Genomic DNA, 11,145 nt, shown 5'->3' with positions numbered 1-11,145 from the left:
CCGGGGAGCCGGTGCTCAGGCGCTCTTGATCGCCGAGATGTCGAAGTTCAGCTTGATCTTGTCGGAGACCAGCACGCCGCCCGTCTCCAGCGCGGCGTTCCAGGTCAGGCCCCACTCGGAGCGCAGGATCTCGGACTTGCCCTCGAAGCCCACGCGCTCGTTGCCGAACGGGTCCTTCGCCGAGCCGTTGAACTCCAGGTCGATGGTGAGCGGCCGGGTCGTGCCCAGGATGGTGAGGTCGCCGGTGATGCGGTAGTCCTCGCCGCCCAGGGACTCGGCGGACGTCGAGCGGAACGTCATCGTCGGGAACTCGTCGATCTTGAAGAAGTCGGCGCTCTTGAGGTGACCGTCACGGTCGGCGTTGCCGGTGTCGATGCTCTCCATCTGGACGTCGAAGGAGGCCGTCGACTTGGCCGGGTCCGAACCGTCCAGGTGCAGCGAGCCGGTGAAGTCGGTGAAGCTGCCCTTCACGTTCGTGACCATGGCGTGCCGGGCGACGAAGCCCAGGGTCGTGTGCGCCGGGTCGACGGTGTACTCGCCGGTGAGCGAGCCCAGGTCGGGGCCGGCCTGCGCGGCGGTGGTGGCGGTCTCGTCGTTCTTGCGGCCGAAGATGCCCATGACGTGCTCCTTGGGGACGGGCGGCACGGGGGTGCCGACGTGATGTTTGAAAGTTGAACCATCAACTGAGAGCGACTGTAGCGCGATGATGTTCAACTTTCAACATCCAACGGTGTGTGTCTCTCCGATTACACCCGGTGGATCTTGTTCGCGCTCTACCGGACGCGCGTAGAACCGGGCACGATCTCCTTGCTCCACCTGCACCACAGCCGTCTCACAGCCAGCACGGTCAACAGCAGGAAGGGAACCCCCACCATGCGCATCCGCTCGGCGCTCACCGCGCTCGCGCTCACCACCGGCGCCCTCGTCGCACCCGGTTTCGGTGTCCTCACCACCGCGACCGACGCCTTCGCCGTCACCAAGATCAGCCACGCCACCGCCACCTCGATGTTCAGCTCGGTCGGTATCACCTGGTCGTCGTCCGGCGGCTGCTCCAACCGGAACAACGCCACCTGCACGTCCTTCGACCAGCTCAACCTCGCCACCGCCCAGGGCGCCCAGACCCTCAAGCGCGCCACCGGCTGCGCCCTGAACATCACCGGCGGCACCGAGACCGGCCACGCGAGCGGCACCTACTCGCACTGGAACGGCTACAAGCTCGACTACGGCAAGAACACCTGCGTCACCAACTACATCAAGAACACGTTCACGTACATCGGCCTGCGCGGCGACGGCGCCCCCCAGTACCAGTCGGGCTCCGGCAACATCTACGCCGACGAGGGCAACCACTGGGACGTCCTCTACTACAACTGCGGCGGCTGCTGAGCGGCTGTCGGGGCCGGGGCGCCGCGCGCGCCCCGGCCCGGGCACTTGGACTTCCGGACGGCAATGGTTGGACTGCCAACGCCCTTACCGGGTCACTCCGTTGACCCGGGCCGTGCCGCGCCGATACCCAGACCCCATGTCCCGAAGATCCCGCGCAACGCGCGCCCTGGTCCTGGCGGCGGCCACCGCAGTCGTGGCCGCCCTCGCGGCACCCGTCTCCGCGGCCGCGCCGGACGAGCCCGCCCCCGGCCTCGTCCTCGCGTCCCCGCAGCTGAAGGTCACCGTCGCCGACGACTTCCCCCGCGTCCTGTCCTACGCGGACGCGAGCGGCGCCCGCCTCCTCGGCAGCACGCACACCGTCACCGAGGTCACCCTCAACGGCACGGCGTACGCCACCCGCCTCAAGGCCGCACCCCAGGTCACCGGGGCCACGGCCGCGTACACCCTCACCTTCCCCGACCTGCCGGACGTGGAGCTCGACGCCACCCTCGGCGTCGCCGGGCGCACGACCACCTTCAAGGTGACGGCCGTGCGGGACACGGCGGCCTTCCGGGTGGGGACGATCGACATCCCGGGGCACGACCTGGTCTCCGTGGGCAGCGCGGACGGCGGTGCGCAGACCGCGTTCACCAAGCTCGACCCGGACTCCACCAAGACCGCGGACGTCTTCGGCAAGGTCACCGCCGACACCCCGGCCGAGCAGTCCGCGACCGGCGCCGCGTACGCCATCGTCAACACCGGGCAGCTCGCCGCGGCCGTGGAGTCCAACTCGGCGTACGACAAGCCGAGCGGCGCCACGAACGGCGACGACGCCCGCTTCTGGCACCAGGCCCGCAAGGACGCCGACGGCGGCACGCGAGTGGGCGTCTGGTCCGGGCAGTGGACCTACCGCGGCGCCGGTGCCCCGGCCCCCGCCACCGGCAAGGACCTGCCGTGGGCGAAGGTCGTCGTCACCCCCGACGCCAACGGCGACGGGACGGTCGACTGGCAGGACGGCGCCGTCGCCTTCCGCTCGATCGGCGTCACCGCGAAGGGCAGCGAGGCGACCGCCGACCGGGTCGTCACCCACATCCCGTTCAACTTCGCCAGCCAGGCCCAGCACCCCTTCCTGCGCACCCTCGACGACGTCAAGCGCATCGGGCTCGCCACCGACGACCTCGGCCAGTTCGCGCTGCTCAAGGGCTACGCGTCCGAGGGCCACGACTCCGCGCACCCCGACTACGGCGGCAACACCAACAAGCGGGCGGGCGGCCTCAAGGACCTCAACAGACTGCTCAGGGCAGGGAAGAAGTACGGCGCCGAGTTCGGCGTCCACGTCAACGCCACCGAGGCGTACCCGGTCGCCGAGCACTTCAAGGACGACCTGGTGAACCCGAAGTCGCCCGGCTGGAACTGGCTCGACCAGAGCTACTACATCGACCAGCGCCGCGACATCACCAGCGGCGACCTCGCCGCCCGCTTCAAGCAGCTGCGCGACGAGACCGACAAGAACCTCACCACCGTCTACGTCGACGTCTACTACACGCACGGCTGGATCGCCGAGAAGACGGCCGACGCCATCAACGGCCAGGGCTGGAACCTCGCCACCGAGTGGGCCGACAAGTTCGAGCGGCAGTCCCTCTGGTCGCACTGGGCCAACGACCTCGACTACGGCGGCGCCACGAACAAGGGCCTCAACTCGAAGATCATCCGGTTCATCCGCAACGGCGAGAAGGACGTCTGGAACAACGACCCGGTCCTCGGCCAGTCCGCCCTCGTCGACTTCGAGGGCTGGACCGGTGAGAACGACTGGAACGACTTCTACGCCAACATCTGGCAGCGCGACCTGCCCGCCAAGTACCTCCAGCACCAGAAGATCACCCGCTGGGACGGCAACGACATCACCTTCACCGGCGGCCTGCACGGCACCGTCGAGAACGGCACCCGCACCTTCTACGACCACGGCCGCAAGGTCCTCGACGGCGACCGCTACCTGCTGCCCTGGGACCAGGGCAAGAAGCTCTACCACTACAACAAGTCGGGCGGCACGACCAGTTGGGCCGCGCCCGGCGGCTCGTACACGGTCTACCGGCTCACCGACAACGGCCGCGTGAAGACCGGCACCGTGCGCACCGACTCCACCGGAAAGCTCACGCTCAAGGCCGAGGCCGGACAGCCGTACGTTCTCTACCCGGCCGACGGCACGCCCCGCGCGAGCGACCCCGCCTGGGGCGAGGGCACCGGCCTGAAGGACCCCGGCTTCAACGACGCGCGGCTGACCGGCTGGGGCAAGGACGGCCAGGTCGCCCGCGACACCGACGGCAACGGACGCAACAGCGCCCGCCTGTCCGGCACCGGCGCGGCCTCGGTCGGCCAGCGCGTCGCGGGACTCGAACCCGGCAAGCGGTACACCGCCTCCGCCTGGGTCGAGATCGAGCCGGGCAAGACCCGCCGCACGACGCTGAGCGTGGGCAGTGGGTCCGCCGCGCTCGACCGGTCCACGCTGCTCAACACCATGGCGGCCAGCGACTGGCACGGCACGCACATGCAGCGCATGAAGGTGAACTTCACCGCGCCCGCCAACGGCGCCACGACCCTGCGGGTGGCGGCCGCGAAGGACGCGGCGGGCGCCGCGGTCCGCGTCGACGACGTACGTCTCGTGCGCAACGCCCCGACGACCGAGCCCGGCGCCGTCGTGCACGAGGACTTCGAGGACGTCGACCAGGGCTGGGGCCCGTTCGACAAGGGCGACGCGGGCGGCGTCACCGACCCGCGCACCCACATCGCGCAGCGGCACGCCCCGTACACGCAGGCCGGCTGGAACGGCAAGCTCGTCGACGACGTCATCGGCGGCGGCGAGTCCCTCAAGTCGCACGAGGAGAACGACGGCGTCGTCTACCGCACCTCGCCCGCGACCGTGCCGATGAAGGACGGGCACGCCTACCAGGTCGACTTCGCCTACCAGTCCAGCCACGCGGGCGCCTACCAGTGGATCAGCGGCTACGACCGCGGCGACGACGCCGTGGAGACCGCCGCCGTGCCGGTGGGACAGCAGCGCACCACCGGCCGCTTCCGCACCACCGTCACCGCGGGCTGCGGCGACACCTGGACCGGCCTGCGCAAGCTGACCGGCGCCCCCGACGGCGCCGACTTCGTCCTCGACGACTTCACCGTGACCGACCTCGGCCCGGCGGAGGACGAGGCGGCCTGCGGCACGCTCGCCCTCACGGCGGGGGAGACCCTCGAACCGGGCCGGCCGAACAAGGTCGAGGCCACCTTCACCAACTACGAGACGGCCGAGATCAAGGACGCGACCGTCACCCTCGCCCTGCCCGACGGCTGGCGGGCCGAGCCCGCGGCCCCCACCGCCCTCGACCCGGTCGCCCCCGGCGCGAAGGCCACCGCCACCTGGCAGGTCACCCCGCCCGCCGACGCGAAGTACCAGCCCTACCAGCTGGACGCGAAGGCGACGTACACGGTCGCCGGCACGTCCCGCACCCTCACCGCGGCCGCCCCGGTCCGCACGCTCCCGCCGCCGCCCACCACGGACACGTACGCGAGCGACCTGGACTGGACGTCGTCCGACAACGGCTGGGGCCCCGTCGAGAAGGACCTCTCCAACGGGGAACAGGGCCAGGGCGACGGCACCCCGCTCAAGATCGGCGGAGTCTCCTACGCGAAGGGCCTCGGCACCCACGCGCCCGCCGAGGTCCGCTACTACCTCGGCGGACAGTGCACCTCCTTCACCGCGGAGGTCGGCGTCGACGACATCCAGACCAGTCGCGGTAGCGTGCAGTTCTCGGTGACGGCCGACGGCACCGAGAAGGTGAAGTCCCCGGTCCTCAAGGCCACAGACACGGCCTGGCAGCTGTCGGCCGACGTCAGCGGCGCCACGTACGTCGACCTGATCGTCGGGGACGGCGGCGACGGCAACGGGAACGACCACGCGGACTGGGGGAACGCCCGCTTCCACTGCGGAGTGTGAGCGGCATCTCACCGGACCCCTTTGTGTGACCCCTACAAGCCGACGGGGCCCTGAGCAGTAACTTCGGCTGCACGTCGCCGGGGTTCTGTTCGGGGCTACCAGGAAAACGGGCCGGAGACTGTACGGAGTCAACGGCCCGTTTTCCTTGGTCGGCTTCGTAAGGTCACTACATGACCGTTTTGGACGACACCGCCTCGCACCCCGGGGACGAGCCCACCGACGCCCGCGGGCGTACGGCAGAGCTGCACGCGATCCGTGCCCAGGCGCTGGCCGGGCCCAGTGAGAAGGCGACCGAGGCCCAGCACGCGAAGGGCAAGCTGACGGCGCGCGAGCGTATCGAGCTGCTCCTGGACGAGGGGTCGTTCAACGAGGTCGAGCAGTTGCGCCGGCACCGGGCGGTCGGCTTCGGCCTGGAGGCCAAGAAGCCGTACACGGACGGTGTGATCACCGGCTGGGGCACGGTCGAGGGCCGTACGGTCTTCGTGTACGCGCACGACTTCCGGATCTTCGGGGGTGCGCTGGGCGAGGCCCACGCGACGAAGATCCACAAGATCATGGACATGGCCATCGCGGCCGGTGCCCCGCTGGTGTCGCTGAACGACGGTGCGGGCGCGCGGATCCAGGAGGGCGTCTCGGCGCTCGCCGGCTATGGCGGGATCTTCCAGCGCAACACCAAGGCGTCGGGTGTCATCCCGCAGATCAGCGTGATGCTGGGCCCGTGTGCGGGCGGCGCGGCCTACAGTCCGGCGCTGACCGACTTCGTGTTCATGGTCCGTGAGACCTCGCAGATGTTCATCACCGGTCCTGACGTGGTCAAGGCGGTCACGGGCGAGGAGATCACCCAGAACGGGCTCGGCGGCGCCGACGTCCACGCGGAGACCTCCGGCGTGTGTCACTTCGCCTACGACGACGAAGAGACCTGCATCGCCGAGGTCCGCTACCTGATCTCGCTGCTCCCGCAGAACAACCGGGAGAACCCGCCGACCGTCGAGTCCGACGACCCGGCGGACCGCCGCTCGGACGTCCTCCTCGACCTGGTCCCCGCGGACGGCAACCGCCCGTACGACATGAGCAAGGTCATCGAGGAGCTCGTCGACGACGGCGACTACCTGGAGGTCCACGAGCGCTGGGCGCGCAACATCATCTGCGCCCTGGCCCGCCTCGACGGCCAGGTCGTCGGCATCGTCGCCAACCAGCCGCAGTCCCTCGCGGGCGTCCTGGACATCGAGGCCAGCGAAAAGGCTGCACGGTTTGTCCAGATGTGCGACGCTTTCAATATCCCCATCGTGACCCTCCTCGACGTGCCCGGCTTCCTGCCCGGCGTCGACCAGGAGCACGGCGGGATCATCCGGCACGGTGCGAAGCTGCTGTACGCCTACTGCAACGCCACGGTGCCGCGGATCTCGCTGATCCTGCGCAAGGCGTACGGAGGTGCGTACATCGTCATGGACTCGCAGTCCATCGGCGCCGACCTCACCTACGCCTGGCCGACGAACGAGATCGCCGTGATGGGCGCCGAGGGCGCCGCCAACGTGATCTTCCGCCGGCAGATCGCCGGGGCCGAGGACCCCGAGGCCATGCGCGCCCGCATGGTCAAGGAGTACAAGTCCGAACTCATGCACCCGTACTACGCGGCCGAGCGCGGCCTCGTCGACGACGTCATCGACCCCGCGGAGACCCGTGAGGTGCTGATCAAGTCCCTGGCGATGCTGCGCACGAAGCACGCCGACCTGCCGTCCCGCAAGCACGGCAACCCGCCGCAGTAGCGGCACTAGTCGTAGGAGACCTGCCACATGTCCAACGCCGACATCCGCGTCGAGAAGGGCCACGCCGAGCCCGAGGAGGTCGCGGCCATCACCGCGATCCTGCTGGCCCGTGCGGCCACCACGCCGACCGCGCCCGACCGGGGCCGCGACAAGGCCGGATGGCGCCGTCTCGAGCGCCAGCACGGCTTCCGCGCGCCGCACTCCTGGCAGGGCTGACCGGCCCGCGCTGCCGCGCACCCGACACAGGCGTGAGCCCCGTCCATCAGGACGGGGCTCACGCCTGTGTGCGTCAGGTGCGGGGGCTCAGTCGAACTCCCCGTGCAGCGCGCCGAGTTTGAACGCCTCCCACTCGTGGGCGGTGAAGCGCAGCACGAGGCCTCGTGGGTCCGCCGGATTGCGCATCGCCACCCCGCCGCCGCTGAGCGGAGCCACCTCCACGGCGCCGTGGGAGCCGTTCCCCGGAGCGCTCAGCCACTGGGCGTCCGCGAGGTCGAGGGCGTAGAGCCGCGCCTTCTCCCGGTCAAGACCGGTACGGATGGAACCGCTGTGCTGGGTGCTCATACTCATAGCGGCAGGATCCCGGAGTTGACGCTGGAGACGAACGCGCGCCAGTCGGCGGAGTCGAAGACGATCGCGCCGAACCCGCGGTTCCTGGTGTCCCGGACCGCGCGTCGGTGGCCGGTCAGTTTCGCGTGCTCGACGCAGCCGTTCGACGCGCCGCTGAACGTGCTCTTGTGCCAGCTCGCCGAGCCGATTTCGTGGAGCGAGGCGGTGGGTGCGGAAGTGGGGGGCATCATGATCCGCTCTCTTGCTTGATTCGGTCACTGAGGTACCGGCGGGACTGTGCCGGCGAAAGCGCGGCAGCGGTCAGGTCGTCCCAAGCCTTGGTGTAAGTGTCGACCTCGGGGCGCTGCTCGAGGAGCGTGCCGCCGGTCATGTGCTCCAGCCACGCCACCTGCACGGGGGGTTCGCCGCGCATGGTGAAGAGCGTATAGGGAGCGTACTGCGCGAGGGGCAGAGTGATGTCCAGGGGCAGAACCTGAATGGTGACATTGGGCAACTCGCCTGTCTCCATGAGGTGTTCGAACTGCTCACGGATCAGAGTCCGCGGCCCCGGCATTCGGTGCAGCGCGGGTGTGTCTATGACCACTCTCAGGCGGAATTCGGTGGTTCCGCCCAGCAGATCCTTGCGCCTCATGCGGGTCTTCACAAGAGGTTCGACGTGATCCGCATCTGCCCCTGCGGTGAATATCGCGCGCATGTACGCCTCGGTCTGCAGCAGTCCGGGAAGTACTGAAGGCTCGAACGAACGAACCAGCGAGGAGTCAGCCTCCAGGGTGAGGTAGTCGCGCAGGTCGTCGCTGAGCAGGGGGCCCTGGCCGGACCACCAGTCGACCTTGTGGACGTCCCGGGCCAGCCGCTTGAGGTTGGCCCGCTGCTTGTCGTCCGTGACGCCGTACAGATTGAGCAGGGTCGTCAGGTCGAGCTGGCGGATTCCGCGCTTCCCCGTCTCGATCTGACTGATCTTCGGTTGTCCGCACTCGAGTGCCAGGGCGGCGTCGTTGACCTTCATGCCGGCTTCATTGCGCAGTCGCCGCAGCTCGGCGCCGAGGCGGCGGCTGCGCATCGTGGGCATCTCGCTCTGGGACATGGCCACATGATGTCCCGCCCCTTCAGGCCACACAACTGTCATCTGCAGTCCCATCGCGTTGGCACAGTACTCGCACGTAATACTTGCCTAAGTAATACTTTCGGCAGCATGATGTCGGAGCAACGCCCTTTGCCCACAAGCGAGTTGACCGCCAAGGGACCCCCGGAGGGGTAATGCCGGACCAGCCAACGGATGAGGCCGTCGTGATCGATGTGATCGATGTGATCGACCGACCGTGCGCGATCCGTATGGAGTACAGCCCGCACCGCCTGGAGCAGATCCGCCGCATCGTGGGCGCCCGCCTGCGCTGCTGGGGCCTGCACAAGCTGGTGCACGACACGTCGCTCGTGGCGACGGAGCTGTGCAGCAATGTGCGGCACTGCGACGACAGTCGTTTCGAGTTCGTCATCAGCAGGACGGCGGACGGAGTCCGCCTCGAGGTGGCGGACACGTCCCCGGTGCTCGTGACCGTCCCCACGGAGCCGCCGGACTTCTTCGAGCCCGGCGGACGGGGACTGTTCCTGGTCGCCGCCTACGCCTCGGCCCTCGGGATGACGCCGACCCCCACCGGAAAGGTGGTCTGGGCCGAGCTGGCCCTGGGGGACGTGGACGCGGGAGGCTGCGACTGACGGAGCAGCCGGCCCGCAGGGGCCCCGCGAGGGTCCGGGTGCCGCCCTGGTCGCCGTCCTGACGGACGGCGGTGAGGGCGGCACCTTTCTGCGTCTGTGCGTGTTCATCCGAATCCTCTGTGTGTTCGTGCCCGGGCGTGCGTGTGTGCCGCCTCCGGCGCGGCCGGCCGCGGGGCGGCCGACAGGACGGGCGGTCCGGCGTACGGGACGGGAACGGTGCACATGAGGCCCGCAGAGCGGGCGGCGCGAGGCCACGGGCCCGTCCCGCACGTCCGGCCGCTGTCGTCCGGGAGCGCTGGGAGGCGGCTGCCGTCGAACGGGCCCGCATCCGTGCTGAGTTCACGGAGCCGGGTGTCGGCGACTGCCTGCGCGCCGGGGGCCTGGGCGCAGGGTCCGCGAGAGGCGGACCGCGGTGACGGGGGCCCGGCTGCCGGATGGGCGGCCGGAGGGCCCCGGGGGACGGTCGGCGCGTCGCCGGGTCGGGGCGGCGGGACCGTCGTGCGCGGGCGGGGGGTCGGACCCGGCCGCGCGGGGTCTAGGTGTGCGCGCTCTCCGCCACGAGGCCGGAGAGCTTGCGGATGCCGCGGTGGGCGGCCGTACGGACGGCGCCCACGCGTTTGCCGAGGATGCCGGCGGCCCGCTTGGCGTCGAGACCGACGACGGCCAGCAGGATCACCGCCTCGGCCTGCTGCTGGGGGAGCTGCGCCACGAGGGCCATGGCGCGCTCGGTACCGAGGGTGTCCAGGGCCTGTTCGGACGTGTCGTCGGGCGCGGGCCGTTCCAGGATCGCGCTCAGGTCGTCCGGGGCTTCGGGACGGCGCTTGTGCCAGCGGATGTGGTCCAGCGCCCGATTGCGCACGATCCGGCTGCACCAGCCGTGGAAGCCGGCCCCGTCACCCCGGAACTTGTGCAGGTCCCGGGCGATCTGCAGCCAGCTGTCGGAGAGGACGTCCTCGGCCTCCGTCGCGCCCACCAGCGCTCTGGCGTAGGCCAGGAGTCGCGGATGCAGCGTCTGGTAGACCGTGCGGAACGCCCGCTCGTCCCCCTGTTGTGCCTGTTCGACCGCGTCATGCAGGAGACGGCATTCCGCCTCGCGAGCGGTCTGCACTGCCCCCTGCCCGGTACTCGGAGGCCGTTCGGATCGCGCGACGGCGGCACCGAATCTGGTGACTCTGGTGCCCGAGTAGGACAAGCTCATCGGATGGCTCCGCTTCCTGCTCATTTCGCCTTGAGATAGGCGGGCACCGCTCATGGTCCCGCCCCCATGAGGTGAGCGCGAGGGTGCGCGAAAACATCACAGCGGCAGGTATGTGGATTCGGTCAGATGTGCGGAGGGGACATCTGTGCCGAACTCGACCTATAACCAAGGGTATTACTGCGCGTACGCCCCGTGGCCACGGCTCGTGGGGTGCGCGCAGCATGGCCGAGAGCAGTGCCCGGCCCGGAATTCGTCCGTCATGACCGGCCGCGGAGCGGGAACGACGACGCCCCGCTGGTATGCACCAGCGGGGCGAAGGTACCGGTACGAGCGCGCGGCGGCTAGCGCAGGCGGGCCATCAGCGCGTGCTCGACGAGCGTGATCAGCGTCGACTTCGCGTCCGCGCGGTGGCGGGCGTCCGTCGTGATGATCGGGGTGTCGGGGCCGATCTGCAGGGCCTCGCGGACCTCGTCGGGACCGTAGGGCTGGCTGCCGTCGAAGCCGTTGAGGGCGACGACGAAGGGCAGGCCCGAGTTCTCGAAGTAGTCGACGGC

10 protein-coding genes and 1 pseudogene are annotated in these 11,145 nt (G+C 69.8%); 5 read left to right on the top strand and 6 right to left on the bottom strand.

What is annotated here, in order from left to right; all coding sequences use genetic code 11:
- Positions 1–15: 15 nt before the first annotated feature.
- Positions 16–618 carry a YceI family protein gene (locus RBJ77_RS53960; protein ID WP_372351741.1) on the bottom strand — a complete coding sequence of 201 codons (603 nt, stop codon included), beginning with the start codon at positions 616–618 and terminating at the stop codon, positions 16–18.
- A gap of 255 nt (positions 619–873) precedes the next feature.
- Here RBJ77_RS53960 and RBJ77_RS53955 point away from each other — a divergent pair, with 255 nt between their 5' ends.
- The 4 genes from RBJ77_RS53955 to RBJ77_RS53940 all read left to right on the top strand — a co-directional run bounded on the left by RBJ77_RS53955 (position 874) and on the right by RBJ77_RS53940 (position 7,329).
- Positions 874–1,383, top strand: a complete 510-nt coding sequence (locus RBJ77_RS53955; RefSeq protein WP_372351740.1) for a hypothetical protein — start codon at positions 874–876, stop codon at positions 1,381–1,383.
- Between the two features lie 136 nt (positions 1,384–1,519).
- A complete protein-coding gene (locus tag RBJ77_RS53950) occupies positions 1,520–5,347 on the top strand; it encodes an endo-alpha-N-acetylgalactosaminidase family protein (RefSeq protein ID WP_372351739.1) in 3,828 nt (1,275 codons plus the stop codon).
- A gap of 170 nt (positions 5,348–5,517) precedes the next feature.
- Positions 5,518–7,113 (top strand): acyl-CoA carboxylase subunit beta, encoded by a 1,596-nt coding sequence (locus tag RBJ77_RS53945; RefSeq protein WP_372351738.1) that lies wholly within the window; start codon positions 5,518–5,520, stop codon positions 7,111–7,113.
- A 27-nt stretch (positions 7,114–7,140) separates the two neighbouring features.
- Positions 7,141–7,329 (top strand): acyl-CoA carboxylase subunit epsilon, encoded by a 189-nt coding sequence (locus RBJ77_RS53940; RefSeq protein WP_372351737.1) that lies wholly within the window; start codon positions 7,141–7,143, stop codon positions 7,327–7,329.
- Positions 7,330–7,416: 87 nt separating this feature from the next.
- Here the strand turns inward: RBJ77_RS53940 and RBJ77_RS53935 are convergent, their stop codons facing one another.
- Genes RBJ77_RS53935 through RBJ77_RS53925 form a run of 3 tightly spaced genes read right to left on the bottom strand, consistent with a single transcriptional unit; the run spans position 7,417 to position 8,764 of the window.
- Positions 7,417–7,680 (bottom strand): DUF397 domain-containing protein, encoded by a 264-nt coding sequence (locus RBJ77_RS53935; RefSeq protein ID WP_372351736.1) that lies wholly within the window; start codon positions 7,678–7,680, stop codon positions 7,417–7,419.
- On the bottom strand, positions 7,677–7,910 hold the full coding sequence (locus tag RBJ77_RS53930) for a DUF397 domain-containing protein (protein ID WP_372351735.1): 234 nt from the start codon (positions 7,908–7,910) through the stop codon (positions 7,677–7,679). The genes RBJ77_RS53935 and RBJ77_RS53930 overlap by 4 nt, the downstream gene beginning before the upstream one ends.
- Positions 7,907–8,764, bottom strand: a complete 858-nt coding sequence (locus RBJ77_RS53925) for a helix-turn-helix domain-containing protein (protein ID WP_372351734.1) — start codon at positions 8,762–8,764, stop codon at positions 7,907–7,909. Before RBJ77_RS53925 ends, RBJ77_RS53930 begins: the two co-directional genes overlap by 4 nt.
- Before the next feature lie 203 nt (positions 8,765–8,967).
- Between RBJ77_RS53925 and RBJ77_RS53920 the strand changes: the two genes are divergently transcribed.
- The gene (locus RBJ77_RS53920) at positions 8,968–9,393 is read left to right on the top strand and encodes an ATP-binding protein (protein ID WP_372351733.1); all 426 of its coding nucleotides are present in this window, start codon (positions 8,968–8,970) and stop codon (positions 9,391–9,393) included.
- A gap of 535 nt (positions 9,394–9,928) precedes the next feature.
- Here the strand turns inward: RBJ77_RS53920 and RBJ77_RS53915 are convergent.
- Together RBJ77_RS53915 and RBJ77_RS53910 are read right to left on the bottom strand one after the other, a co-directional pair.
- Positions 9,929–10,501 (bottom strand): RNA polymerase sigma factor, encoded by a 573-nt coding sequence (locus tag RBJ77_RS53915; protein WP_372351732.1) that lies wholly within the window; start codon positions 10,499–10,501, stop codon positions 9,929–9,931.
- Positions 10,502–10,932: 431 nt separating this feature from the next.
- Positions 10,933–11,145, bottom strand: a pseudogene (locus RBJ77_RS53910) (ATP-binding protein); the annotation flags it as partial.

The sequence above is a fragment of the Streptomyces sp. KL116D genome, from assembly GCF_030766975.1.
GTDB lineage: Bacteria > Actinomycetota > Actinomycetes > Streptomycetales > Streptomycetaceae > Streptomyces > Streptomyces longispororuber_A.
This window is presented reverse-complemented; position numbering and strand designations above follow the sequence as displayed.

What these genes read in the sequence shown, in the direction of transcription:
- RBJ77_RS53960 (WP_372351741.1), bottom strand. Translation starts at nt 618, where the DNA reads ATGGGCATCTTCGGCCGCAAGAACGACGAGACCGCCACCACCGCCGCG.
- RBJ77_RS53925 (WP_372351734.1), bottom strand. Translation starts at nt 8,764, where the DNA reads ATGTCCCAGAGCGAGATGCCCACGATGCGCAGCCGCCGCCTCGGCGCC.
- RBJ77_RS53940 (WP_372351737.1), top strand. Translation starts at nt 7,141, where the DNA reads ATGTCCAACGCCGACATCCGCGTCGAGAAGGGCCACGCCGAGCCCGAG.
- RBJ77_RS53935 (WP_372351736.1), bottom strand. Translation starts at nt 7,680, where the DNA reads ATGAGTATGAGCACCCAGCACAGCGGTTCCATCCGTACCGGTCTTGAC.
- RBJ77_RS53930 (WP_372351735.1), bottom strand. Translation starts at nt 7,910, where the DNA reads ATGATGCCCCCCACTTCCGCACCCACCGCCTCGCTCCACGAAATCGGC.
- RBJ77_RS53955 (WP_372351740.1), top strand. Translation starts at nt 874, where the DNA reads ATGCGCATCCGCTCGGCGCTCACCGCGCTCGCGCTCACCACCGGCGCC.
- RBJ77_RS53945 (WP_372351738.1), top strand. Translation starts at nt 5,518, where the DNA reads ATGACCGTTTTGGACGACACCGCCTCGCACCCCGGGGACGAGCCCACC.
- RBJ77_RS53950 (WP_372351739.1), top strand. Translation starts at nt 1,520, where the DNA reads ATGTCCCGAAGATCCCGCGCAACGCGCGCCCTGGTCCTGGCGGCGGCC.